This is a genomic window from Cytobacillus sp. FSL R5-0377 (assembly GCF_038004385.1).
GTDB lineage: Bacteria > Bacillota > Bacilli > Bacillales > Cytobacillaceae > Cytobacillus.
The window spans coordinates 3887204-3913525 of record NZ_JBBORA010000001.1 but is presented as its reverse complement, the minus strand read 5'-3'; the positions used below and the strand labels follow the sequence as shown (position 1 = coordinate 3913525).

General features: G+C 39.7%; 28 protein-coding genes. 6 read left to right on the top strand and 22 right to left on the bottom strand.

The window, feature by feature from the left end; genetic code table 11:
• Positions 1-10: 10 nt before the first annotated feature.
• From rpsA to NSQ49_RS19910, 8 genes are all read right to left on the bottom strand, one after another.
• Positions 11-1150 carry a 30S ribosomal protein S1 gene (gene rpsA, locus NSQ49_RS19945; protein WP_159864393.1) on the bottom strand — a complete coding sequence of 380 codons (1140 nt, stop codon included), beginning with the start codon at positions 1148-1150 and terminating at the stop codon, positions 11-13.
• A gap of 251 nt (positions 1151-1401) precedes the next feature.
• Positions 1402-1983: a lysophospholipid acyltransferase family protein gene (locus tag NSQ49_RS19940; protein WP_159864396.1), complete on the bottom strand. Its 582-nt coding sequence runs from the start codon at positions 1981-1983 to the stop codon at positions 1402-1404.
• A gap of 2 nt (positions 1984-1985) precedes the next feature.
• Entirely contained in the window at positions 1986-2660 is a 675-nt protein-coding gene (gene cmk, locus NSQ49_RS19935; RefSeq protein ID WP_159864399.1) for a (d)CMP kinase, read from the bottom strand.
• Positions 2661-2824: 164 nt separating this feature from the next.
• The gene (locus NSQ49_RS19930; protein ID WP_396398581.1) at positions 2825-3010 is read right to left on the bottom strand and encodes a YpfB family protein; all 186 of its coding nucleotides are present in this window, start codon (positions 3008-3010) and stop codon (positions 2825-2827) included.
• Between the two features lie 84 nt (positions 3011-3094).
• Positions 3095-3754, bottom strand: a complete 660-nt coding sequence (locus tag NSQ49_RS19925) for a flagellar brake domain-containing protein (RefSeq protein ID WP_159864402.1) — start codon at positions 3752-3754, stop codon at positions 3095-3097.
• A 176-nt stretch (positions 3755-3930) separates the two neighbouring features.
• Positions 3931-5280 (bottom strand): germination protein YpeB, encoded by a 1350-nt coding sequence (gene ypeB / locus NSQ49_RS19920; protein ID WP_159864405.1) that lies wholly within the window; start codon positions 5278-5280, stop codon positions 3931-3933.
• 14 nt (positions 5281-5294) lie between these two features.
• A complete protein-coding gene (sleB, locus tag NSQ49_RS19915; protein ID WP_251283645.1) occupies positions 5295-6143 on the bottom strand; it encodes a spore cortex-lytic enzyme in 849 nt (282 codons plus the stop codon).
• Positions 6144-6490: 347 nt separating this feature from the next.
• Entirely contained in the window at positions 6491-7708 is a 1218-nt protein-coding gene (locus NSQ49_RS19910) for an IS110 family transposase (protein WP_159871966.1), read from the bottom strand.
• Positions 7709-7995: 287 nt separating this feature from the next.
• Between NSQ49_RS19910 and NSQ49_RS19905 the strand changes: the two genes are divergently transcribed.
• Positions 7996-9354: an IS1182 family transposase gene (locus tag NSQ49_RS19905; protein ID WP_159871981.1), complete on the top strand. Its 1359-nt coding sequence runs from the start codon at positions 7996-7998 to the stop codon at positions 9352-9354.
• Between the two features lie 119 nt (positions 9355-9473).
• Here NSQ49_RS19905 and prsW read toward each other — a convergent pair whose 3' ends face one another.
• Complete coding sequence (prsW, locus tag NSQ49_RS19900) at positions 9474-10163, bottom strand: glutamic-type intramembrane protease PrsW (RefSeq protein WP_159864411.1); 690 nt, start codon at positions 10161-10163, stop codon at positions 9474-9476.
• Positions 10164-10295: 132 nt separating this feature from the next.
• Here prsW and NSQ49_RS19895 point away from each other — a divergent pair, with 132 nt between their 5' ends.
• Positions 10296-11264, top strand: a complete 969-nt coding sequence (locus NSQ49_RS19895) for an asparaginase (protein ID WP_251285003.1) — start codon at positions 10296-10298, stop codon at positions 11262-11264.
• A gap of 141 nt (positions 11265-11405) precedes the next feature.
• Here NSQ49_RS19895 and NSQ49_RS19890 read toward each other — a convergent pair whose 3' ends face one another.
• The 8 genes from NSQ49_RS19890 to NSQ49_RS19855 form a co-directional block, all read right to left on the bottom strand.
• Positions 11406-12764, bottom strand: a complete 1359-nt coding sequence (locus NSQ49_RS19890) for an IS1182 family transposase (protein ID WP_159871981.1) — start codon at positions 12762-12764, stop codon at positions 11406-11408.
• A 108-nt stretch (positions 12765-12872) separates the two neighbouring features.
• Positions 12873-13853 carry a YpdA family putative bacillithiol disulfide reductase gene (locus NSQ49_RS19885; RefSeq protein WP_285870547.1) on the bottom strand — a complete coding sequence of 327 codons (981 nt, stop codon included), beginning with the start codon at positions 13851-13853 and terminating at the stop codon, positions 12873-12875.
• 327 nt (positions 13854-14180) lie between these two features.
• Positions 14181-15455, bottom strand: coding sequence for a Glu/Leu/Phe/Val family dehydrogenase (locus NSQ49_RS19880; RefSeq protein WP_159868643.1), 1275 nt, complete (start codon positions 15453-15455; stop codon positions 14181-14183).
• Positions 15456-16011: 556 nt separating this feature from the next.
• A complete protein-coding gene (locus tag NSQ49_RS19875; protein WP_159868640.1) occupies positions 16012-16590 on the bottom strand; it encodes a genetic competence negative regulator in 579 nt (192 codons plus the stop codon).
• Positions 16591-16952: 362 nt separating this feature from the next.
• Positions 16953-17858, bottom strand: a complete 906-nt coding sequence (locus NSQ49_RS19870; protein ID WP_251284404.1) for a MerR family transcriptional regulator — start codon at positions 17856-17858, stop codon at positions 16953-16955.
• 136 nt (positions 17859-17994) lie between these two features.
• Positions 17995-18783 carry a metallophosphoesterase gene (locus NSQ49_RS19865; protein ID WP_251284405.1) on the bottom strand — a complete coding sequence of 263 codons (789 nt, stop codon included), beginning with the start codon at positions 18781-18783 and terminating at the stop codon, positions 17995-17997.
• Between the two features lie 27 nt (positions 18784-18810).
• Positions 18811-19215, bottom strand: a complete 405-nt coding sequence (locus tag NSQ49_RS19860) for a hypothetical protein (protein WP_159868631.1) — start codon at positions 19213-19215, stop codon at positions 18811-18813.
• Positions 19216-19274: 59 nt separating this feature from the next.
• Positions 19275-19907, bottom strand: coding sequence for a CBS domain-containing protein (locus NSQ49_RS19855; protein ID WP_251284426.1), 633 nt, complete (start codon positions 19905-19907; stop codon positions 19275-19277).
• Positions 19908-20053: 146 nt separating this feature from the next.
• On the opposite strand from NSQ49_RS19855, the gene NSQ49_RS19850 reads away from it, so the two are divergent.
• The 3 genes from NSQ49_RS19850 (at position 20054) to cotJC (ending at position 21189) form a co-directional block, all read left to right on the top strand.
• Positions 20054-20281, top strand: coding sequence for a spore coat associated protein CotJA (locus NSQ49_RS19850; RefSeq protein ID WP_159868661.1), 228 nt, complete (start codon positions 20054-20056; stop codon positions 20279-20281).
• Positions 20281-20541, top strand: coding sequence for a spore coat protein CotJB (locus tag NSQ49_RS19845; RefSeq protein ID WP_159868659.1), 261 nt, complete (start codon positions 20281-20283; stop codon positions 20539-20541). Before NSQ49_RS19850 ends, NSQ49_RS19845 begins: the two co-directional genes overlap by 1 nt.
• A 78-nt stretch (positions 20542-20619) precedes the next feature.
• Positions 20620-21189, top strand: a complete 570-nt coding sequence (cotJC, locus tag NSQ49_RS19840) for a spore coat protein CotJC (RefSeq protein WP_159868625.1) — start codon at positions 20620-20622, stop codon at positions 21187-21189.
• Between the two features lie 37 nt (positions 21190-21226).
• Here cotJC and NSQ49_RS19835 read toward each other — a convergent pair whose 3' ends face one another.
• The 5 genes from NSQ49_RS19835 to NSQ49_RS19815 form a co-directional block, all read right to left on the bottom strand.
• The gene (locus NSQ49_RS19835) at positions 21227-21685 is read right to left on the bottom strand and encodes a YpbF family protein (protein ID WP_159868657.1); all 459 of its coding nucleotides are present in this window, start codon (positions 21683-21685) and stop codon (positions 21227-21229) included.
• A gap of 87 nt (positions 21686-21772) precedes the next feature.
• On the bottom strand, positions 21773-22534 hold the full coding sequence (locus tag NSQ49_RS19830; protein WP_159868622.1) for a LysM peptidoglycan-binding domain-containing protein: 762 nt from the start codon (positions 22532-22534) through the stop codon (positions 21773-21775).
• 64 nt (positions 22535-22598) lie between these two features.
• Positions 22599-23198 carry a CPBP family intramembrane glutamic endopeptidase gene (locus tag NSQ49_RS19825; protein WP_159868619.1) on the bottom strand — a complete coding sequence of 200 codons (600 nt, stop codon included), beginning with the start codon at positions 23196-23198 and terminating at the stop codon, positions 22599-22601.
• A 5-nt stretch (positions 23199-23203) separates the two neighbouring features.
• A complete protein-coding gene (locus tag NSQ49_RS19820; RefSeq protein ID WP_251284407.1) occupies positions 23204-24703 on the bottom strand; it encodes a RecQ family ATP-dependent DNA helicase in 1500 nt (499 codons plus the stop codon).
• Positions 24700-25758 carry a helix-turn-helix domain-containing protein gene (locus NSQ49_RS19815; RefSeq protein WP_159868613.1) on the bottom strand — a complete coding sequence of 353 codons (1059 nt, stop codon included), beginning with the start codon at positions 25756-25758 and terminating at the stop codon, positions 24700-24702. Before NSQ49_RS19815 ends, NSQ49_RS19820 begins: the two co-directional genes overlap by 4 nt.
• 259 nt (positions 25759-26017) lie before the next feature.
• Here NSQ49_RS19815 and NSQ49_RS19810 point away from each other — a divergent pair, with 259 nt between their 5' ends.
• Entirely contained in the window at positions 26018-26266 is a 249-nt protein-coding gene (locus tag NSQ49_RS19810) for a ferredoxin (protein ID WP_026584182.1), read from the top strand.
• Positions 26267-26322: the final 56 nt, after the last annotated feature.

Genomic DNA, 26322 nt, shown 5'->3' with positions numbered 1-26322 from the left:
TTTATCACCATTACTTTTTTAAATTCTTAAGCTGATCGCCAATCATATCACCAAGCGAGAAGCCCTTTGTTTCTTCAGGAAGCTCATAATCTGTCACTTCTTCCTGCTCTTTTTCAAGAAGGTCTTTTATGCTCAATGACAGGCGCTGATCCTGTTCGTTAACATCAAGAACCTTCACTTTCACTTCCTGTCCTTCGCTTAGAACTTCATGAGGAGTTCCGATATGTTTATGTGCGATTTGAGAAATATGAACCAGGCCTTCAACACCTGGGAAAACTTCAACAAATGCTCCGTATGAAACAAGTCTTCTTACTGTTCCATCAAGAGTGCTGCCCTTAGGAGCCTTCTCGCTGATATTATCCCATGGTCCCGGAAGAGTTTCCTTAATGGATAGAGAAATGCGCTCATTGTCGCGGTCTACGCTTAATACTTTCACTTTAACTTTTTGGCCTTCCACAACAACATCCGAAGGCTTTTCTACATGCTCATAGGATAGCTGGGAGATATGGACAAGTCCATCGATTCCGCCAATATCAACAAAGGCTCCAAAGTCAGTAATTCTTTGCACTGTTCCATCCAAAACCTGGCCTGCCTGAAGGGATTCCAGCACTTGATGTTTCTGTCTGCCTTTTTCTTCCTCTATTACAGCACGATGAGAAAGAATCAGGCGATTTTTATCTTTATCAAGCTCAACAATTTTAAACGTCATCGTTTTGCCTTTATAATCAGTAAAGTCTTCAACAAAATGAGCTTCAACCAGGGATGCAGGAACAAATCCGCGTACACCCAGGTCTACTACTAATCCGCCTTTTACTACATCTTTTATTTCTGCTTCAAAAACTTCGCCTTCATTGAATTTCTTTTCGAGAGTTTCCCATGATTTACCAGCATCAACTTTACGTTTTGAAAGAATAAGAGCATCTTCCTCGACTTTTAAAACCTCAAGCTCGAGTTCGTCTCCTTCTGAAACCGCATCGCCAGCTTTTTCAATATGAAGGCTTGAAAGCTCGCTGATTGGGATAATCCCATCCAGTTTGCTATCAGCAAGGTCAACAATGACTTGCTTTTCTTCAACCTTGGTAACTTGGCCTTTTACCTTGTCACCCACCTCAAAATTTTTAACTTCTACTTGATTCATTTCCTCTGACATATGTATTCCTCCTTAATCCAATGGCTGCTTTCAAATTTTTTCTGTATTCATCTGCCTGCCATCCAGGCAAGAACCCTGTGTCAGCAGCAGAAATACTCGAATGGCTAATTAATTGCAGGCTTTTTTCAACTGTTTTGGAGTATAAAATTGTTCAGTAAAGGACAGCCTTATTGTTCGAATATTTTCGCCTTTTAAAAAAATGCCTTTTTACTAACTTCTTACAAAAGAAGTTTTTTGTCAAGCAAGAAGGTCTATGAGTAATCTTCAATTAACTTACGGATTTCAGACATAATTACTTCGGTGGTTTCCTCCGCCGAAGCCTTTCTTTCTCTTAGTTCTTTCATATCAATTGGTTTCCCGTAAACAACTTTTAATCTTGAAAAAGCTTTATAAGGACCAATAATGGCGCAGGGAACGACATGCGCTTCCGACCTTAGAGCAAAAAAACCTGCTCCGGCCAGCCCTTTTCCCAGCTGTCCCGTTTTACTTCTAGTACCCTCAGGAAACAGCCCTAAAACATTTCCTTCCTTTAGAACTCCAAGCCCTTTTCTTAATGCTTCTCTGTCACTCATTCCTCTTTTGACAGGAAAAGCATTTAGATCCGGAAGAATTTTCCCCAGCGCCGGCACTCTAAAAAGCTCTTCCTTTGCCATAAAATAGACTGGTCTTGGAGCATTTATGCCCACTACCGGAGGATCGAGATTATTTATATGATTGGAGCATAAAAGGACGCCCCCTTCAGCAGGAAAGTTCTCTTTTCCAATTACTTCAAATCTGTAAATGGGTTTAAGAACTCCATAAACCACTGCCTTGGCAAAAGTATAGAGATTCACTCTTAACCAATCCTTTCAATAGCCAGATCCATTATCTTATCAACTACCTGTCCAATTGATAAAGCAGTTGTATCAATTTCTATTGCATCATCTGCTTTTTTCAAAGGGGCTATTTCACGTTCAGAGTCCAGCTTATCTCTGTGTGAGATTTCCTCCTTCAGCTTGTCCAGGTCAGATGGGTATCCCTTTTGGATATTTTCGTTATGCCGTCTTAAAGCTCTTTCATCTACAGAGGCAAGAAGGAAGACTTTCACTTCTGCATGGGGCAGGACATGGGTTCCGATATCCCGGCCATCCATTACCACTCCTCCATTTAACGCAAAGCTTTGCTGGCGTGATACCATTTCTTCCCTAACCAGCTTGTGCATGGAAACAACGGAAACAGAATTCGTCACCTCGGAAGTTCTGATTTCGGCTGTCACATCCTGTCCGTCCAGATAAATTGATTGCCCTTTTTCACCTGGATGCAGTTCAATAACGGTATTGTTTAATATCTCCATAAGAGAACCTTCATCTTCAAGGCTTGCATTTTTCTGAATCGCTTTATAAGTCAAGGCGCGATACATGGCACCAGTATCAATATATATGTAAGATAATTTTTCTGCTACGATCTTAGCTACTGTACTTTTCCCTGCAGCAGCTGGACCGTCAATTGCAATTGATATACGTTTACTCATAGTTCCTCCTGTAACCCTGGCTGTTTTTTCACCAGGTTGATTCCGCTTTATTTTACCATATTAAGTCTGGATCAGTGCATAAATAAGCTGTTTTTTAAGTCTTGCAAATTTTATCAAATAGTCCTGAAATATTTCACCACAAAAAATAAGCAGGCACCAGCCTGCTAATTATTTTTACTGAAAGTTTCAAGCAGCTCAGAAAAATTCTGATCTGTCACACCTTCATACTGTGTCAACTGCTTTAATTCCGGGAAAGCCTCCATATGATGAAAGAAAAACTGAGTAATCAGCAGGAACACAAATTGCACAATTATTAACTTAAGAATAATCCTCTCTACCACTTTCATCATTGCCATCTCTCCAACTGGAAAAAAATTTAGTCACTGGACTTCATCATCTATTATGAGAGATGTATATAAAAAATATTCCTTTCTTCAGATTTCCAGGCCTTTTTTCTTCATGGCCAATTGCCTTTCAAAACAGAATCGGAGAAGCAATTGCCTGTCCTGCGGGCTTACTTCCATGAATTGTACTGAAATAAGCGATTTGCCATTTCTGGGTTCAGAGACTCTTATTATATTACTTTTAAGCTTCAAATAATAATTCACACCGTTCTGCATGGCTAATACAAAAAAAGTAATTATTTTCATATTGGCTTCTAAGGAATAGCCCCTTTTAGCGATGATTGCAGCCCCGCCTGCACTTATATCATCCGTAACAGATACAAAAGGAGCAAACTCATTATTTACGGGATGGATTGCAACGTCAACAGGTGTTTCAACCCGCACAAACTGCCGCCTTTGAATTTTGACTAAATGTTCATCCCCGGGATACGATAAAATCATCATCGGGATCTTTTGCTTAACCCTTCCCAGAACCTCGCTTTCGAAGAGGTACACTGTTCCATCCTCAGCCAGAAAGGTAGCCTTCAATTGTGTACCATCGACCAGAAATGCCGTTTTATTTGATTCCTGATTTATAGGATAATCGATATATAAATTATTTCCTTCTCTTTCGGCAAGCTTGCATTTATACTTCTCAGGTTTTTCAGAGTACGTCAATTCGAGCATCAATGTTTCTCCAATATTTATCACACTTCCACACTTCCTTTAACAAAAGGATAATCCTGCCATTTAATTATGAATGCTATATATGAATCCTGCAATAAGATTTTTAATTTTATTAGGTAAAAAGACCTAAAATACACTTTCATCTGCTGCAGAATTAGCTCTGAATTACAGTAAACAAAAAGAAAGCCTATCCGGCTTTCTTACACGACATCTTCATATATTGGTTCTGCATTCTTTAGCTTCTCTACTTTTTCTTCCTGTCCTGTTTCTGCATTTATATATATTCTGTAGGTATCTTCACCCATTGTACCCAACAATTCATAGCATAAAACTTCCTGATTCAAATCGTTAATGATTATTGCCTGCCTGTCTTCCATAACCTTCAGCTGCGGGTTCACCTTGGATCTTGCCTCTTCTTTAGTAATCCCAGCATCAGGAATTTCTCTTTGGTGATGTGATTTCAAATAATCCTCAGCTGCAAAAGCCGTCATCCTTCCATTGTCGAGCGCAACCTTCACACGAATCGAGTCGGGATAAATTCTTACTCCATCCTGATTGGAAACAAATGTGAATACACCTAAATTATCGTATTGAGCACTTTCAAATAAATCGAGGTCTTTAAAGCCATTGTCTTTCAGAAATTTAACAGCATTATTGCTTGCCTCATTAAGGCTTACTTTCTGTTTTGCCACTTTTCGATCCAGAATAAACCAGATTGGATAGCCGCCTTTCTTGGTAATATCCATATTTGCTTCTTTTTTTGTTTTTTTGTCTTGGATACTGACACTAAAAAATCCGTAATCTGATCCTTTGCCGTTTTCCGTCACTCTGATATCCGCATTCTTGCCAAATCCTGCATAGTGCTTACCAATACGGGCAGCTTCTTCTTCTGTTATTTCTTTGCCCTTAAGATATTTAAAGTTTTCATCCTTTTTCTGCATATTAACAAATGCGGGTCCAAAGTCTGTTTCTCCATAGCCTTCCACTGTCTTTTCCACAGTCTTAAATCCATCTATGATTGTATTATCTGCAGGTTCTTTATTAGAAGCGAGAGCCATTTCCACATCCATCCATCTTAAATTCTTTTCAAGCACCATATGCTGTACTTTACGCAAATCTTTTTGAACATCAGCAGATTGCTTATAAAGCTGTTTGAGCGTCTGGTATTCCTTATCCGTTAATGGCTCCTTCTCTAAATCTCTTACTGCTGTCCGATAACTGAAATCACCGATATTTGATAAAAACTCTTCAGTTTTATTGAAAGGAAGAAGTGTTAAAGGCAGCTGCCCCACATCCGAGTGTGCTTCTGAAGTCAATCTCCATACTTCTGCCAATTCAGGAGAAAGTGAAGCTCTCGAATTCATCGCTAAAGTTGTTCCGATTTTGTCATGCAATAGGTCGACCTGGTAAGTTAAATCATGAAATGCTCTTTGATAATTATTTTCAGCATTAATAAGTATTGCATTTTTCTCGCGATGTTCCTGATAACCCCAAAATGCTGTACCGGCAACACCCAGCGCAAGTACTGCTATAAGAATACCTCTAAGCATGATTATTCACCCCTCTATTTACAGAATATATGTTTCCCAATCCGCTTGATTTGCGGCCGTGACCATATCCATCCGCTAGTAGCGGTATCCGGATTAAAGTAATACAGCGCCTCACCTGTCGGGTCCCATCCATTAATCGCATCAAGGACTGCCTTTTTGGCCGTTTCATTCGGTGTTAACCATATTTGACCATCTGCAACGGCGGTAAAAGCGCGGGGTTCAAAAATGACACCAGAAACAGTGTTAGGGAATGAAGCACTGTTTACACGGTTTAAAATGACTGCAGCGACTGCCACCTGGCCTGTGTACGGTTCTCCTCTTGATTCTCCATAGACCGCATTGGCCATTAGCTGGATATCATTTTCCGAGAATCCATTTGGCACATTTGAAGCAGTGGGCTGCTTAGGAGCGGGCTCCTTGGGAGCTTGCTGCTGTGACGTTCCCCCTGTTGCTCCTTGCTGGGGCTTGGTCTGCTTGTCAGTATCTACCCCTCCATAATGGGTAAATTTATTCCCCTTATTAATTTGTTCTTTCACAAACTGTTCATTGTATTTTGAGGCCTTCACCAGCTTATTTTTTGTTACCTGGCCTGCCAGCCCGTCAATAGGAAGTCCAAATTCATATTGGAAGTTCCTTAGCGCCCAATAGGTTCCCCATCCAAACACACCATCGATCTTACCATTGTAAAAGCCTAAATACTGCAGACGGGATTGAAGTTCTATAACATCATCACCTACAGCCCCGTGCTGAATCACCTGATTTGAAAAGGCACTGGCTTTTTCCATATTCCCGCTCAATGGAATCCCCAGAACACAAAGGGAGATTATGAGTAAAACCTTTCCTGCCATAAATTTCTTTTTCATGGATTATAACCTCCAAAAGTCAATCTTTTTTCATTGACCCTATTTTTTGTAGTCACTGGCTTTTTATTCAAAAACTTGAGTCATTTATAAAGGTTACAAGTCAAAATAAAAAACTCTCCATCAGGAATGGAGAGTTCAGACTGTCGACAAACTCAATGAAAATTGAGCTTGTCTGCAGTCTTTCTTACGATTAGTCAAGCACCTTTAAACCGTTAATTTATTTTCTGTATAAATGAATCCCCTTCAACGTTGTGTTTGAAGAGGGGCCAGATTTATAGGTATACCTAATAGGCCTAGTGATTTCGCGTTTTTTAACTAGACCTGCCTTTGTGGTATTATGTACTAAACTATGATTGGGTGGCTAACCGGAAGTCATAGTTCATATTGTGTGTAATAAGGTGGAAGATAATCTTCAAAAGCTTATTCACACAGGCAATGGATGCAACCTTATGGCACTTGTTATAGGGTTGCGTTTTTAATTTATCGTAATAATCAACAATATGGTTTTGACTGAAACGGCGTAGTTTAATCATGTTCTGGATAATGATAAAAAGGAGCTTACGTAAATGCTTATTGCCACGTTTATTAATCTTGTCCTTGTAAAAGGTTTTACCTGATTGGTAACGGCGAATATCAATACCAGCGTATGCGTTTAGCTGCTTATTGTTTTCAAAACGTCTAATATCCCCTATTTCTGCCATTAGACGTACTGCGGTGTTTGAGCCAATCCCCGGGAAACTGAGGAGAATATGGTATTCAGCCCGGCTTTCTGCTAGTTGCGCCATGTCCTCGATACACCTTTCTTTCATGGATAGGAGTTCCTGGTAACGCCTAGCGTAAGATATCAGCTGGCTACACAGGACATCGGTTGACGAAACGGCAGGAAATGATAAATGCGCTGCTTCAAGCAATTGAGTAGCTTTTTTTTCAGCCCTTGCGGTAGAAATATTCTTATCAGTGTTTGTCCGGATTTTGTTCTTTATAACCGTTTTTGAATGTTGGAGCACCAAGTCTGGATGTGGGTACAATTGAACAATATTGAGGAATAGCTCTGATTTGGTTGTAAAGATTTTTTCCAGTTCCGGAAAGGTTAGCTGAATAACTTTATGCATGCGGTTGCGTGTTACGGATAACTCGTCATCAAGTTCACTGTAAAATCGGGATAGCGACTTCAATTGGAGAAAAAGATCTTCTGTGCCATTTCGATTAGTCCTTTGCGTTGAAAAGTGGGTAAGGGCAAGTTGGTGGGCATCACTCTTATCCGTTTTGTGGATCCTCAAGGAGTCGCACTGGAGCTTAGCTTCCAGGGGATTCAAGGAACAATAGGAAAAACCATTTACATTCATAAACCGCTCCAATTGCCTGGAATAGACCCCAGTTGATTCAAATACAATATGTGGCTGTTCACCATAACCTTCTGTTAATCTGTCGATCCTCTTCTTTAAGTTTTCAAATTCAGGCCGTGAATGCTTGATTTCTCCTTCATAAATACACTTTTTTAGTGTGTTGTAAATTACCATGTAGCTTTTGCCCATACTTACATCAAATGCGATGACATGTTTCACGTTATTTCCCCCAAAAAAGTTTTGAAGTTCCCTCACTTACTCTTATCGACTCCCATTTCTTATACACGATCTCAAGGATCCAACATACTTAAACCTGATTCGAATAAGGTAAGTGAAGAAGGTCAGTTTTTTGTACGGATTCTAAGATCCTAAGACTGCAACGACCTATTCTTCACTTCTACTATATAAAAAAATAGTAGTGCCAACCAATGCCTTGGTCAGCACTACTAATCTTAGTATGTTTTTTGTTTTAAAATAGAAGTAATACGATACTTGAGGTGATTAAGATGCTTTCTAAACATAATCCAATTCAACGGGATCAAATCGAAATGATTGCATTAGATGAACTTGTCCCAGCGGACCATTTGGTTCGCAAAATTGAAGCGGCGATTGATTTTTCCTTTGTCTATGATTTGGTGAAAGATATGTATTCAGAAGTAGGACGCCCAAGTATTGACCCTGTTATCTTAATCAAACTCACATTCATTCAATATACCTTCGGTATTCGCTCCATGCGTCAAACAATTGAGGAATTGAAAACAAATATGGCCTATCGGTGGTTTTTAGGATACGGCTTCCACGATAAAGTTCCTCACTTCTCAACTTTCGGAAAAAACTATGAGCGCCGATTTAAAAATACCGATCTCTTTGAACAGATATTCTATCGAATTTTAAAAGCTGCAGCTGAAAAGAATTTAATAAGTGCAGAACATGTTTTTGTAGATTCTACTCATGTAAAAGCGAGTGCGAATAAACGGAAATTTGAAAAGAAAGTTGTTCGAAAAGAAACCCGTGCCTATCAACAACGCCTTCAAGAAGAAATTAATCGAGATCGTGAAGATCATGGAAAAAAGCCTTTTCCGCCAGATAAGTTTGATAAGGAAGAATTCAAAGAAACTAAGGAAAGTACAACTGACCCAGAGAGTGGATACTATGTAAAAGATGAGCGTACAAAACAGTTCGCCTATTCTTTTCACGCTGCCGCAGATCGCAACGGCTTTGTACTAGGCACAACTGTAACCCCTGGTAACACGCATGATAGTCATATTTTAGAGCCATTGGTAGAACAAGTCATTGAGAAAGTTAGTAAACCAGAAGCTGTTGCGGCCGACGCAGCCTATAAAACACCTGCTATCACGAGCTACTTATTGAAAAACGACATCACACCTGCTTTACCTTACACACGACCTCGCACAAAAGAGGGTTTCTTCAGAAAACATGAGTATGTTTATGATGAGCATTTTGACTGTTACATTTGCCCAGCTGGTGAGATATTAAAGTATAAAACGACTACAAAGGAAGGTTATCGTCAATATAAATCAGATCCGCGAATTTGTGCTGGATGCCCGTTCTTGTCTCAATGCACACAGAGTCAAGCGCACCAAAAGCTCATTCAACGTCATGTGTGGGAGGAACATTTGGAAGAGGCAGACCACCTTCGCCACCATCAAAACGTCAAAAAAATCTATGAGAAGCGAAAAGAAACAATTGAACGTGTTTTCGCAGATGCAAAAGAAAAGCATGGCATGCGTTGGACAACTTTAAGGGGACTTAAAAAATTGTCAATGCAGGCGATGCTTACTTTCGCTGCCATGAATTTAAAGAAAATGGCCAACTGGACTTGGCAAGGCCCAGTAATAGCCTAGAAGATGACCTCGGAGAGGTTTACAGTCATGAAAAAATGCTTTCAAGTCCAATAAAAAAGTAAAAAGGGTCCGGAATAAGGCTATTCCGAACCCCTTTTGTCTACAAACTGAACTCTCCATCAGGAATGGAGAGTTTTCTGTACATCAATCTGATTATTCATATGGCTTTCGCTATGTGCCCTAGCTTTTTTTACTTTTCTTAAGCCCAGCCACCAAAGGAAAATCATAAACGGAAGCATGATATAAATCCAATGTTTAAGGGAGATTAGAATATAGTCGTATATGCCGTGAAGGAGAAATGGTACAAGAAGTGAAAAGGCGATCCATTTTTTTGTCGATGTTGCCGAGAATTTCCCTTTTCCTATATAATAACCCATGATAACACCGAAGAGAGCATGACTGGAAACCGGGAGCAAGGCCCTCCCAAGTGCGTGTTCCACACCAAGCGCGATGAGATAGAAGATATTTTCTGCAGTAGCAAACCCAAGTGATACCGAGGCACCATAAACAATTCCATCATATGGCTCATCAAAAGTTATATGCTGATAAATAGTATAGAATAATATAAACCATTTAAAAAATTCTTCCAGCAAGCTTGATGACAGAAAGGCATCCGCTAAACTGTATTTCAGGACCCCTTCAGCTTCTAAAACATATTGAATGAACATGATGGGGAACACAAGCAAAGCACCAAATAAAAAAGTTTTAAATACCATTGATATAGGTTCTGACTCGTATTGATCTTTTAAATAAAAATAACTTAATAATGCCAGTCCCGGCGCAATGCCAGCGGATAATATTCCCAGCATGAACTATCCTCTTTTCAATCTGTTTTCTTAATCGTATCATGATATAGATAGAATTAAAATGATTATTCAAATATTGGAAATGAAATATCTCGATTTATATTTTAATTTCTAAGCAAAAATTGGGGGATTAACATGGAGAAAAAAAAGATACTTGTTATACACACTGGAGGCACCATTTCAATGAGCGAGGATGCAGTAACAGGTGCCGTAAAGCCTACTGATAATAATCCATTAACTGAAAAAACAAAGGAACTGCTATCGCTTGCAGAATTAATTGTTGAAGAGCCTTTCCACCTTCCTTCACCGCATATTACTCCGAAGGAAATGCTTAAATTAAAGGAAATCATTGAAAATAGCCTTGCAAAGGAAGAGATTAGCAGTGTAGTGATCACCCATGGGACAGATACATTGGAGGAGACAGCCTACTTTTTGGACTTGAGTGTGAAAACATCATTTCCCATCGTTGTTACAGGTGCAATGAGATCCAGTAATGAAATTGGCTCAGACGGGCTTTACAACCTGATTTCTTCTATTCGTGTGGCTGCATGTGAAGAAGCAAAGGATAAAGGGGTCCTCGTTGTTTTAAATGATGAAATTCACACAGCAGAAAATGTTACAAAAACACATACCAGTAATGTGTCTACTTTCCAGAGCCCTCAGTACGGGCCAATCGGCATAGTCACAAAGAGAGGTGTTTTATTTCATAACGCGCCGACAAATAGAGAATACTATCCTTTGGATAAGATTGTAAAAAATGTCACACTTATTAAAGCCTTTGCCGGTATGGATTCTTCATTGCTTCACGCGATTGGTTATTTGAATTTTGATGGAGTAGTAATTGAAGCACTTGGACAAGGAAATCTGCCTCCTGCTACAATTGAGGGCATTAAAGCCCTTACAGAAAAAAACATACCAATTGTATTGGTTTCCAGGTGCTTTAATGGAATTGCACAAGATGTATATGGTTATGACGGAGGCGGGAAACACCTCAAGGACTTGGGTGTGATTTTCTCAAATGGGCTTAATGGGCAAAAAGCAAGAATTAAACTGTTAATTGGATTGGAAACACGGCAAAATATCGAAGAGATTTTTCAGATATAATAGAAAAGGCTGATCTTAAATGATCAGCCTTCAGTTTGTAGACAAAAGGGGTTCGGAATAGCCTTATTCCGGACCCTTTTTACTTTTTTATTGGACTTGAAAGCATTTTTTCATGACTGTAAACCTCTCCGAGGTCATCTTCTAGGCTATTACTGGGCCTTGCCAAGTCCAGTTGGCCATTTTCTTTAAATTCATGGCAGCGAAAGTAAGCATCGCCTGCATTGACAATTTTTTAAGTCCCCTTAAAGTTGTCCAACGCATGCCATGCTTTTCTTTTGCATCTGCGAAAACACGTTCAATTGTTTCTTTTCGCTTCTCATAGATTTTTTTGACGTTTTGATGGTGGCGAAGGTGGTCTGCCTCTTCCAAATGTTCCTCCCACACATGACGTTGAATGAGCTTTTGGTGCGCTTGACTCTGTGTGCATTGAGACAAGAACGGGCATCCAGCACAAATTCGCGGATCTGATTTATATTGACGATAACCTTCCTTTGTAGTCGTTTTATACTTTAATATCTCACCAGCTGGGCAAATGTAACAGTCAAAATGCTCATCATAAACATACTCATGTTTTCTGAAGAAACCCTCTTTTGTGCGAGGTCGTGTGTAAGGTAAAGCAGGTGTGATGTCGTTTTTCAATAAGTAGCTCGTGATAGCAGGTGTTTTATAGGCTGCGTCGGCCGCAACAGCTTCTGGTTTACTAACTTTCTCAATGACTTGTTCTACCAATGGCTCTAAAATATGACTATCATGCGTGTTACCAGGGGTTACAGTTGTGCCTAGTACAAAGCCGTTGCGATCTGCGGCAGCGTGAAAAGAATAGGCGAACTGTTTTGTACGCTCATCTTTTACATAGTATCCACTCTCTGGGTCAGTTGTACTTTCCTTAGTTTCTTTGAATTCTTCCTTATCAAACTTATCTGGCGGAAAAGGCTTTTTTCCATGATCTTCACGATCTCGATTAATTTCTTCTTGAAGGCGTTGTTGATAGGCACGGGTTTCTTTTCGAACAACTTTCTTTTCAAATTTCCGTTTATTCGCACTCGCTTTTACATGAGTAGAATCTACAAAAACATGTTCTGCACTTATTAAATTCTTTTCAGCTGCAGCTTTTAAAATTCGATAGAATATCTGTTCAAAGAGATCGGTATTTTTAAATCGGCGCTCATAGTTTTTTCCGAAAGTTGAGAAGTGAGGAACTTTATCGTGGAAGCCGTATCCTAAAAACCACCGATAGGCCATATTTGTTTTCAATTCCTCAATTGTTTGACGCATGGAGCGAATACCGAAGGTATATTGAATGAATGTGAGTTTGATTAAGATAACAGGGTCAATACTTGGGCGTCCTACTTCTGAATACATATCTTTCACCAAATCATAGACAAAGGAAAAATCAATCGCCGCTTCAATTTTGCGAACCAAATGGTCCGCTGGGACAAGTTCATCTAATGCAATCATTTCGATTTGATCCCGTTGAATTGGATTATGTTTAGAAAGCATCTTAATCACCTCAAGTATCGTATTACTTCTATTTTAAAACAAAAATGACTGCAGACAAGCTCAATTTTCATTGAGTTTGTCGACAGTCTGAAGGCTGATCTTAAATGATCAGCCTTTTTTGCTTCCGCTTTCTTTTTCAATAATTGCTTTAGCAATTTGTCCGCCATGAAACCTCCCATTTTCAATAAAAATTTCATTGGCATTATTTCCGGCAGCAATCACACCTGCGATAAATATTCCAGGGACATTGGTTTCCATTGTTTCAGTGTTAAATTGGGGACGCCCTGTTTCATCATTTATTTGAATACCCATACTTCTTAAAAATGCGTGATCAGGATGGTAGCCAGTCATAGCAAACACAAAATCGTTCTTAATGTCATAAGTTTCGCCATCCAAAGTATATAGTAGCTTATTTTCACTGATTTCCTTCACATGTGCGTTGAATTCCATTTTTATGACGCCATTTCTCACTAAAGACTCAAATTCAGGCAGAATCCATGGTTTTATGCTTGGTGAATACTCTTTTCCGCGATAAATCACCGTAACTCTGGCTCCTGCTTTTACCAGTTCTATTGCAGCATCAACACTTGAGTTTTTTCCGCCGATAACCGCTACGTCTTTATCAAAGAATGGGTGAGCTTCTTTAAAATAGTGAAATACCTTTGGAAGATCCTCGCCGGGAACTCCCATGTAATTTGGATGATCATAATAACCTGTAGCAATTATGACGTTTTTGACCGTATAATGTCTCTTATCAGTTTGTACTTCAAATTCTTCAGATTGATTTTTTGTTACATTAAGCACTTTTTCGTAAGCATTAATCTTAATTCCCTTTCTTTTAACCACTTCTCGGTAATACGTTAGCGCCTGATTTCTCTTTGGCTTGTAATTCTCCGTGATGAAGGGAACACCGCCAATTTCGAGCTTTTCGCTCGTGCTGAAGAAAGTCTGGTGTGTTGGGTAGTGGTATATTGCGTTTACAATATTGCCTTTTTCGATGACAAGGGGGTTTTTCCCTGCTTCCTGAAGGGCTATAGCAGCTGCCAATCCGCAGGGTCCTCCCCCAACAATAATAGCGTCTATATCCAAGATCCTCACTCCTAAATCTATGCAAATGAAAAAATTTTTATGTTGCTGGCTTTCTTACTAAATAATTAGCTTAGCTATAATAATGTCTGTTGGTTTTTCGGCAGCCTAGCTTTCCGCAGAGAGTAATGATTGCCGCTCACTCCCCCGCCTCCAGCTGGATACTGCGGCGGATGCATTTTAGAGGATAAGACAGCACCTGCTTCAAACAACTCAACAAATTAAACTTTTTTGATGTTCCACAGCAGCAAACTTTATTGAAAACAAAATCTCCCATCAGTTTATGATAGGAGATTTTTTATGATTATTCAAATGTTCTACTTTTTAGAGTTAAATCCATCCGCGGAATCTTGAAGCTTCCGCCATTTTTCTTACACCTACCATATATGCAGCCAGACGCATATCGACACGGCGGGTTTGGGATGTCTGATAGATATTTTCAAATGATTTAACCATGACTTTCTCAAGCTTTTCCTCTACTTCTTCTTCAGACCAATAATATCCCTGGTTATTTTGTACCCATTCAAAATAAGAAACTGTTACACCCCCGGCAGAAGCCAGTACATCAGGGACAAGCAGGATTCCCCGCTCAGACAGGATCCTTGTTGCTTCCAAAGTAGTCGGGCCATTAGCCGCCTCTACTACAATGCCAGCTCTGATGTTATGTGCATTTTCTTCCGTTATCTGGTTTTCTATGGCTGCCGGGACCAGAATATCGCAATCAAGTTCAAGCAGCTCTTTATTTGAAATAGTATCATTAAACAATTTCGTCACTGTGCCAAAGCTGTCACGGCGATCCAGGAGGTAATCTATATCAAGACCTTCAGGGTCATATAAACCGCCATAAGCATCTGAAATACCAACAACTTTCGCACCGGCATCATGCATAAACTTTGAAAGGAAACTTCCAGCGTTTCCGAATCCCTGAACTACAACTCTTGCTCCTTCAAGATTAATGCCTTTTTTCTTGGCCGCTTCCCGAATGCAAATTGTAACCCCTTTAGCTGTTGCTGATTCCCGTCCATGTGAACCCCCAAGTACTAGTGGTTTACCGGTAATAAAACCTGGGGAATTAAATTCATCAATCCGGCTGTATTCATCCATCATCCATGCCATTATCTGCGAATTAGTAAATACATCAGGTGCAGGAATATCTTTAGTAGGTCCCACAATTTGACTGATTGCCCGAACATACCCGCGGCTTAGCCGCTCTAACTCACCGAAGGACATATCACGCGGGTCACAGACGATTCCGCCTTTACCTCCGCCATATGGAAGATCTACAATTCCGCATTTTAAGCTCATCCAAATCGACAGTGCCTTTACTTCCTTTTCAGTTACATTCGGGTGAAAACGAATACCGCCTTTAGTAGGACCAACAGCATCATTATGCTGGGCCCGGTAGCCAGTAAAGACTTTTACTGTTCCGTCATCCATCCGTACGGGAATTTTCACTGTCATCATACGAATTGGCTCTTTAAGAAGCTCATACACCTCATCAGAATAACCCAGCTTCCCTAAAGCCTTATGTATGACCGTTTGAGTCGACTTTAAAACGTCCAATTTTTCAGCTTTATTTGAATCAGTACCTTTCTCGGCTACCATTTGTAAACCTCCTAGAAAAATCACTTTCATTAGTTGTCCGCTTCCATGGAATAGTATACACCTTTGCCTAATTTATGCAAGAAGAATAAAGCAGTTTTCCGCATTTTTTGATATTTTCATGAAAACGCTAACAGCGTTGATATTAAAGGGAATTTTCTGTATTCTCACAGTACTTCTTTTCCCGCTTGAGTACAAAAGAAACATCCTGATAATGCCTTTTACTGCTGTTTAAAGAAACAGCTTTATATATGATATTATTGCAGCTGTTTACCTATATTTGGTTTACCCAATTTTTATATAATTCATGAGCTATTAATTCAGATTTGGTATGATATCGTACAAAATAATGGCCTTCTTAACAAAAAGGCTTTTTTTGTATAAATTGTTGTTTCAGGTATCAATGCTGTCCTTTGATTTCTGCTTCTAAGGCTACGCGTCTGCGGAGCCTCATTTTCCTGCTGCTCCCGAGGAACGTCAACTCAGTAAATATAATACAAATAGCAACAAACTTTGCGATAAAGGCCTAAAAAAAAGAGGTTGATTCCCCTCTTCCACTTTATGAGAAATATTCAACCAGCTTTTTTACAGCGCTGGTCTCGATAATTACTTTCCCATATTCCTGAATAACGTGAATGCTGGTAAAAGCTGAATCCCCGTACTCAGCTAATATGGCAATTACTCGATGAATATTTTCTCCCTCTATATTTGCTGCATGGTAATAATATTTTTCTTTATAAAAGTATAGGCTGCCTGCCTCAATCTGCACGCTGTTCAGACTTTTTGCCATTTGAATTACATCTTCAAAATCCAGGAATTCGAATAATATATCTTCACTGCCATCAACAGTTACCTGCATTTCAATAAAACCATCCTCAAGGAGCTCTTCATCCATCTGCTCCTCCATCGTTACAATCATCACCATGCCCTGTGCCTGCATGGAGAATATCTCTACTGCAACTGAGCCATGAATATCCACACCAAATTCTTCACTTGCCTCTTCCAGCATTTCATGAAAAAGCTGATGCCATTTTAATGAGTCCTTCAAGACATCTTCCTTAGTCAGTCCCCTATCATTCAAGTCATCTAAAGTGAGAAAGATTTTGATTTTATTATAATTCAAACGTTCTAAGCGCATTGTAAGCCCCCTGACCTGAACCAACTCTTTGATTTAGTGTATGAAATATTGCTTAGTTTGTGAGTCGTCTTTTATCTGTAACAAAAAAAAGAACGGCTATTTTCGTAATATATAGTTGTTTTAGCTGTGCGTTGATTGCAGCGAAGGGATGCCAAGTCAATCGCGGGAGGGCGGCGGTTGGCATACCCGGGGCTTCGGAGGATCTCACCTGCCCCGGCTACCGCAGAAAGTTAAATAGGATTCTTTGAGTAATCACCGCATGAAGAAAGCATTTTCGAGATTCTCGCACCAGCTGCAATCAACTCAATAAATAAGATACAAAACAGCCAAAAGAAAAGACCTGGCAAACTGCCAGATCTTTTTTATGAGAGCCGTTCTTTAATCCATTCTTCCCATTCTTTCGGAGAACTGCCCGGAATAAACTGTTCATATTTCTTTTTTTCCTCATTACTAAGGGAATCAATTCCGAATCCCCCAATACCTACCTGGAGATTTTCATAAGACTCAGTAAGTCTCTCTGAAAGATTAAGGGTTTCCGGAACAATTGATTTCATTGTACAGGACAGGAATAAAAACTTGGGTTTAACCACTTCAATTACAGTGTCAATATCTTCATCAGCAATGCTTGTCCCAAGGTAAACAACCTCAAATCCTCTTCTGCGCAGGAATAACGTAAAGACTAAGAGCCCTAATTCGTGAGCTTCTCCAGGTCCGCAAACTGCGACCACCTTGGGGAGAACTCCGTTATGCGGAAAAGAATGCAGAATCATCCCTATTCTTGATCTTAAAATGGACGAGGCAAAGTGCTCATGAGCACTGGTTATTTTCCCCTCCTCCCACAGGTGTCCGATTTTCACTAAAAGAGATCCTAATATATCAATAAGAACTTTATCTATTGTGTAGAAACTAAAAGCCTGATTAATCACATCATGCGCTTTTGATTCATTAAAATGAAGAAGAGCTTCAAGCAGTTCATTAGAGAGGGCAGCCGACCGGTCACCTTCTTTATCCATCTGAAGCGGCTCGGCATTTAATTCCTTGTTTTCCAGAAGGGCAACAGCCTGACTGATGGAAAAACCCTGATCCACTTTCCTGATCAGCCATTTTAATATTTTGATATGCTCTTCCGTGTACAGCCTATGGCCGGATTCATTTCTCTTCGGCGCAATGATTTGATACCGTCTTTCCCATGCTCTTAAGGTTCCTGCCTGGATGCCGAGCATCTTAGAAACGGCCTTTATATTATATTTTCCTTCACCATTAGCCATACCCAGCCCTCCCTTCAATGCTAATTATCAAATCGCCATGTCCGCGAGCCCGCGGGAAAGCGACTAATTTCAGAAGATTATCCCTGCTTAAAAAGTATATTAGAGGCCCTAAGAATTGCAAAATCTGAATGTGTTTTTATTTTGCAGCCTCATTTCTCAGCTTTTTTAAGGTGAGTAAGTGAGTTTCAGATTTTGCCCCCAGCCTTAAAGGCATCCCAGTTGTTCCATAGCCGTTGCTGATCAGAATTGTTGTTTGCGGCAGCTCTTTAATCCGCCCCTTTTCATATGGGCTAAACCCAAAAATATGTATTTGCCCGCCATGCGTGTGCCCGCTTAGGACAAGGTGAATATTTTGTTCTTTTTTTATACTATTAATGATCCTTGGATCATGACTGACGAGAACCCGAAATCCCCCTGGGCCTGCATCCTCAAGTGCAAGGTCGAGCCGATCCCTTTCTTTGCTGAGATCATCAGTTCCCAGCAAAACAAAACGCTCTCCTTCATCTGATTCAAAGGATCGGGCAGTGTTGTCAAGAATTTTAACCCCGCAGTCCAGAAGAAGTGCATCGAGCAGATGATAATCCGCTTCATAATCATTATTTCCCCACACGAAATAGACTGGCCCGCACTCCTTCAAACCCAGCAGGTTTTTCTTTACTCTATCAAAAGAGACGCCTTTTTCCAAAAGATCGCCGCCGATAATCACCAGATCAGGCTTCCTCTCTTTTATCTCCGCGATTATGCTGTCTGATACTGTCCTTCTATGAATATCCGAAATAAAAAAAAGCTTTATTTCACCAAAGCTTTCCGGAAATTCAGGAAAGAATAGCTCCTTATATATAATTCTATCCGCAAATGCTTCCCTAAGCATAAACAATAATAAACCTGCACCGCCAATAAAGGCTAAAGCAATTAAATATATCATAAATCCCCCCGCCATCAATTGCCTTCATTAGTCCCCAGCAAAATTAAATTTCTTGAAATCTAAAGAAATAATACCATAGATTGCCGAAAAACAGAAAAGGGCAAATGCTTCCCATGGCGAAAGGACTGACAATGTAAAAAAACATCCAATTAGCAATAAAATCAGTACAGCCGCCAACAATGCATTGTTACTTTTCAACGAATTAATATTTTTGCATATTCCTGCAGTCCACTCGATGATCGTCCTAATAATTTCTGCGTTGGCTATAAAAGAAATAAGAAAAAAAGTCATTCCCAAGACAAAGCCTGCCGGCTCGAGCACAAAGATCACAATCATATCTGAAATCCCCATGGGAATAGATACCGGAAAAAATTTAATAAATAAAATGCCGCCAACAAAGCCTGTCATCAGCTTCAACAAAATTACAAACAATAAAAATCCCTCCCATACAGAGTGTATGAGAGGGAATTATTTTGTTGACTATATATACATTAATCTTCTGTAATATCCAGAACACGGAAACCGGATTTTTCAAGTCGGCTGATAAACTTATCCATATTATCGTTTTTCTCTACTTTCATTACGATGCGGCGAACCAGCTTATCTGTTTCATCAAAAGTAACAAGGGATATGATGTGTTCATGAAAATAATGGGCTATTTCGGCCAAACGGGCAATTCGCCCTTCCGCTTCCACGGAGGTAAATGCAATCCTTACACCAGGTTTGTTGGTTCCGAAAGCAGACTGGAATTGCGCCAGAACATCAAAACGGGTAACGATGCCCAGAAATTTGCGGTTATCCCCCAATACAGCAAGTAAAGGAAAATCTTTTAAATCCAGCAGTGTTCTCTCAAATATTTCATTTCCCTGTAAATATCGCTCCTGGTGTGTGGCAATATCCTTAACGATAGTTCCTTCAAGGTAATCTTCCTTAGATTTCCCTGACATAAAGAAATTCTCATAAATTCCATATCTGGTAATTATGCCGGCATATTGATCGCCATCCAAAACTGGAAGCCCATCAATCTGGTATGTCTCCAGCAAATCCAGAGCTTCTTTCAATACTGCATCCTGTCCAATTGTCTTACAGTTATGTTTGGGGATCATGATACTTTTCACAAACATTGCCATCACCTCAAGAGTAATATTAAAAAGACCTAACATCTAATTTCGACATAACTCAACTTTTCCCTCTTTTTGTTGGAGGATACAATCATAAAACCCCAGTGTTACTCATAAATTTCAATGACGCATAAAAAGGAGGGATTATGATGAATACACTCCGTAAAACCTGGCACCCGTATGTAAGCCCCTTTGATCCTTGCACTCCAATAAAGGTAAAAACATATTCCACACCTCCAAACCTTTATATGGGATTCCAGCCGCCAGGACTTGAACAATTCACGCCGATGCAGGCATTAAGAGCAGGAACGCTTTGGAAGGCTTTCTATGATCCATGGTACAGTCCCCATGAAAAAGCCAGGGAGGTACAGCAGTGATGAAACAATTGCCGTCAGACTATTATCAGCTTCTTGAACAGCTTCAGGCTGTAGACTTTGTTCTTGTTGAGCTGACTTTATACCTTGACACTCACAACAATGATACAGAAGCCATTCAGCAATTCAACCATTACGCTAAAGAACGGAAAAAACTCAGAAATGCCATAGAGAGCAAATATGGACCGTTAATGCAATTTGGCCACAGCTATTCAGGACAGCCTTGGAATTGGGACGATCCCCCGTGGCCATGGCAGGTGTAGAATCGATTTCAGGCGCCTTCATAATACGGAGGCGCTCAGTCAGGATTTCTAGAGACTTCCAAAGGAGGCTGAGAATAAATGTGGGTTTATGAAAAAAAACTGCAATATCCGGTGAGGGTAAGCACCTGCAATCCCAAACTGGCAAAATACCTAATTGAACAATATGGCGGAGCAGACGGTGAACTTGCTGCGGCCCTAAGATACTTGAATCAGCGTTATACTATTCCGGATAAGGTCATCGGGCTTCTCACAGATATTGGAACAGAGGAATTCGCCCATTTGGAAATGATCGCTACAATGGTTTATAAATTAACGAAGGACGCTACGCCTGATCAAATGAAAGCTGCTGGTCTTGGTGATCATTATGCTAACCATGATAACGCACTGTTTTACCATAATGCTTCAGGTGTGCCTTGGACAGCAACTTATATCCAGGCAAAAGGCGACCCCATTGCAGATTTATACGAGGATATTGCCGCAGAAGAGAAAGCAAGGGCAACCTATCAGTGGATTATTAATATGAGTGATGACCCGGATCTTAATGACGGACTCCGATTTTTAAGGGAAAGAGAGATCATTCATTCCCAGCGCTTCAGAGAAGCCGTGGAGATCCTTAAGGAAGAACGGGATAAGAAGAAATTCTTCTAAATACCTAAAAAAAGAAGCAGGCAGGCTGCTTCTTTTCTCATTTGTTCTCATGATAAAGGTTAATATCATAATTTTTTTTCATCATTTCGAAAACGGTATGGCGGTTTTTCCATTCATCTTCTTTTTTCCAAAGATCCTTGCTCTTATCAATTATTTCGCACCTTAGTGCATGAAATTCTTTTTCTGCTTTCTCTCTTTTTTCTCTCAGAAGATTCATAAGCCCATAAACGCCAACTGTAAAAACAAGCATATAGAAATTAGCAGACTTATTGACAAAAGCCGAAAACATGGCTGCAAATGAGTAAGAGTATGGCTGCATAACACTCTTATAAAGATAAAATAAGAATAAAAAAGATATAAAAACGGTCGCCCACATGGCAATTAAATGCCAGGACTTGAATCGGTCAAACTTTCGTTTTCTTTCTACTACTTTCTCAAGCATTTTTCTTGTTGCCTGGTCTGTACGTTCATCAAGCATTCTAATCGGCGATTCCAACATGCTCCCTCCCTTTCATTATAATGTATGAGCTTGTACATTATTCTATGACTGGGATAGAAGCGGCCGATAGACTTAGACTCTTTATTAGTCAAGCGGGATTTTTAATACCTGGCCTGTTTGAATTTCATTTGACGGCAAATTGTTCGCTTGCTTTATAATTTCAATACCGGACTGGGATTTATAATAGGTCATGGCAATTCGAAAGATTGTTTCCTGCGGTTTAACCGTATGGTAGACAACCTTGCCTTCCTTTTTTAATTCTTCCTGTTTCCCGGCTGGTTTCGTAGAATCTGTACTTTCTGGAGCTGTATGCTGGGGCTGCTTTTCTGAATTGGGTTTAGAACCCTTTTCTTCTGTATCAGGGTTTTTGGGAGTCTGTTTTTCCTGATGGCCGCTGGCAGCTTCTTTCTCTTTTGCTTCCTTCTCTTTTGTCTCTTTATTTTTTGCTTCTTTCTCTTGTGTCTCTTTAGCTTTTTCAGGCTTCTCAGTTTCCTGCTCTTCCCTTACGACTATGGTCGTCCCTTTATCTTCATCATTCGTGGCAAAAACAACAGTTTCCGTACCAATTTCCTTTGATTCCGCATTTAACCCGGTATTGATGCTTTTATCACTGCTTACATAATGATAAATGCTGAAAATGGTAATCGGGAGCATGATAAAAAACAAAGCGAGCAGACGAATAACAGGGTATTTAACACGCCATTTATTTTTTTTTCTTTTTTCCTGATGTATACGGCTCCGCGGCGGCAGAGCGGATTTTTGTCTGCTGTCTCCCATTTCCGGTTTTCTTTCAATCTTCTTGCGAAGTCTTTCAGCCTGATCTCTATAAGGGTCTTCTTTATTCATGTTTCATCCCTTCCTGTAAAAAAAATCATAAGAAGTATAAATTGAAGCTGCTGTTAACTATTGTTCATGACATATCCTCTCTGGATTTTTTCAGGTACTGTTTTCTGATAAGAATACCCAAAAGAAAGTCAATCAGAAAATGCATAACAATCGTAACAAGCAAATTATTGGTTATATGATAAATATAACCTATTAAAAAGCTTAATGTAATAATATTTACAAACAAAAACCAACTAAAAAAATAACGATAATGAACAAGCGCGAAAATAAGACTTGAGACAGCAAGTCCGAAATGGGTCTGTATGACACCCCTGAACAGAAGTTCTTCACTAATAGCCACCACTGCTGCAATAAATGCGATATGAAGATAGTGGCGATTTTGAAAGATTTTCTTATTTAACCCACCGTCATCATACAATTCATCAGGGAGGACCTTCATCAAGATCATATCAATCAGCACAACAGCCAACCCCGCAGCTGCACCAATGACGAGAATATTCCAATCATTGAGTACAAAAAGAGCCTGGAATTCCTTAAAGCTGTTAAACAATATAATACTCAGGATAAATGTAATAGCTAAAATAAGCGCCTGAGTAAGATAGAGATGAAATAGTAGTTCCCTGTCTGTCAATTCCTTAATGATGTCCTCATATCTTTTCTTCATTTTGGTCACTCACCTGGAATCAGAAGGTATTCTAAATGATTTTTCCAATCATAAAGCGTGCTGCCCTGATTATCTGATTTTGTGTTTCTTATGAAATTTTCAATTTGCAGTCCGCATATATCACAGCAGAATTGAACTGAAGTATTTTTTTCCTCATCAAAGCAGGAAAGTATATTCTCTCTCCGGCAATTTCTGCTATGTACCCACCTGTAAACTTCCTCTATGCTATTTCTTTTCAATTTGATTCTGCCTTCGCAGTATTCTTTCATTTCCTGCAGGATCCTTTTATAACTCAATCCAGATTTGTGTTTCCGTTCAAAAAAATCATTAAATATTCTCCACTGAATATCTGTTAACCCGGAACGCTGCTTAATTTGCTCTTCATGAGCACTGATATTTATGATCGCATCCGGGTTTTCTTCCAGCCAGTAACTGATCCAATCAATTTGAGACTTGTCAGGAAATTCATTTTCGGCAATCTGTATGGGAAGCTGCTCATCACCGGGTGCATAGAGCATAATAGCTATACTTTGCTTTCCATCTCTCCCTGCCCGTCCAATTTCCTGCAAATAAGATTCAATCTGAAGAGGCATATGAAAGTGTATCACATACCGGATATTATCTTTATTTATTCCCATGCCAAAGGCGCTGGTTGCGCAAATAAGATCCAGCTGTCCGTGGATAAACTGCTGCTGTACTAGGATGCGGCTTTCCTGGTCCATCCCGCCATGATAAGACATTACTCGTTTAGCTCCTTTTTCCCTCAGCAGATCGGCTATTTGTTCAGCCATTTTTTTGCTGGAAAAATAGATAATTCCAGGACCCTTTAGGGTCTCAGCAAGCTCTATAAGCCTTTCTGTTTTTACACGGTAGTTTTCTGTCTTTTCTACACTTAATGCTATATTAGGACGATCAACGGAGTAAATAAATTCGCTGCAGTCCAGTATGCCAAGTGACTTCTTTATATCTGCTTTTACCTCACGGGTAGCTGTGGCAGTTAAAGCGAGTGTAACCGGGTTCCCTATCTTTTGCCTCACTTCTCCAAGCTTTAGGTAATCAGGCCTGAAATCATATCCCCATTGGGAGATGCAATGAGCCTCATCTATTACAAATAAAGCGATGCGCAATTTTTCCAGCTGAGATAGTACTGGTTCATAATAAAGCATTTCGGGTGAAATAAAGATAAACTTATACTGATCCAGATTATTCAATGCCTGTCTTTTTTCTGAGCGGGATAAAAATGAATTGAATGCTATCACCCTTTTTTCCCCATTCAACATAAGCTGTTCAGCCTGATCCTGCATAAGGGACAGCAAAGGAGAGATAATAATCACCTGGCCTTCAATCATATACCCCGGCAGCTGATAACAAAGCGATTTACCTGTACCTGTAGGCAGCATGGCAATCGTATTTCGGCCTGCTAGCACGGATTCAATGATTTCCTTTTGTCCAGGTCTGAAGGCAGGATATCCAAACTTGCTTTGCAATAGTACTTCCAATCTCATTGTCCCTCTCCAAGCTTTGCCATTACTAATCTGATTTCAAAATAATCGGATTCAGGCACTATTTGACGTATTTGTTTTAATTGCAAGGAATCTGCACTGTTGGCCGCATGAAGGATCAGTTTCTGTTTTTCCTCCGAGACATAACGAGTGATATTAAAGGAGCTGTCGTTTAAAGCTATTTCCACAACATGATCCTCAATCGTACTTTTTTTCAACCTTCTTATTTTCGCGATTTCAGCTAAGTCCTGTCCCTGTTTTAACAGTGAATACGTTTTTTGGGCTGACAATGTTAGCTGTACTGCATTTCCTGCACCGCTCACGATTTTATCGATAAGCGGATATTCAGCAGAATTTTCCCTTGCGCTTTCCAGTATATGATGAATAGCTCCAAGGAACTGATGGTGGTAATAATCCTGTTTGATTCCGAGCTGCTCTGAAGCCTGAACAGCTGTGAGTCCAATACGGCTATAGCCTGTAAGCCTCAATGTCAGGACAGCAGGATTAATATCTTTCAGCTCTTCAAGGCATTGGACAAGCTCCCTGTACAGCATTCCCCCAACTGTATCACGGTCAAATCCGGATGTCCTCAGAAAGTCTTTCAGCCATTCATGAACACCTCGTTTTCTTTGGATAGGCAGGTATTTTACATTGTTATTATTTAACTGTGAGATAACCTGAATTAGAAGCGTAATCCTCTCCCAAAACAGTTCACCTGTACTATGATACAGCCATCCGTTTAATGATGAAGGAATTGGACATTCTATAAGTGATCTTTCCAGCTCTTTCTTCCCTTTTTCAGTCAAAGTATAATGCTTTTCAGTAATGGCAGTCATCCAGCCGCTGCTTATGATTTCCTCTGCAAGTTTTTCCAGTACCTCCCTGCTTAAATGTTCAAATGAACGAAAAAGCGGGGTAAGTTGGAATAAATGAGCATCCTGGATGGTTTGGGAAGACTTTTTTCCATTTAGCAAATGTAAAATGGAATATAGAGTTCTTTGTCCCTGCAACTCATTAACACAGTACATTATTACAGATTTCAAATAAGATCTATGCATTATTTTCACCTTACGGCTTAAGATTTTTTTATTGTTTCATTACCTTGATTTTCTTCCTTCTATTTTATCATGAAAAAAATCGGCAGGCCGTTTTAATTATTTATCACAGGGTAAATTATGCCTAAACCCTTATCTGATAAGCATTCTCAATACATTTTCTATTGAAAAGTTGAACATACAGTTTTACAATAGGATGTGAGGAATGTGTTACCATCATCTTGATGGAAGATTAATTGTTTAATTCTTGGGAGGTTTTTTCATGGCAAAGTATACAATTGTTGACAAAGAAACATGCATTGCATGTGGAGCTTGCGGCGCAGCGGCACCGGACATTTATGATTATGATGATGAAGGCATCGCATTTGTAACCCTTGATGATAACCAGGGTATCGTTGAGATTCCGGATGTTTTAATTGACGATATGATGGATGCATTCGAAGGCTGTCCAACCGATTCAATTAAAGTTGCTGATGACGCTTTTGATGGCGATCCGCTTAAATACGAATAATCCTTCAACCATACTCTTATTTTTGTTAAGCTACTGCTCCCTTTCAACTTGAAAGG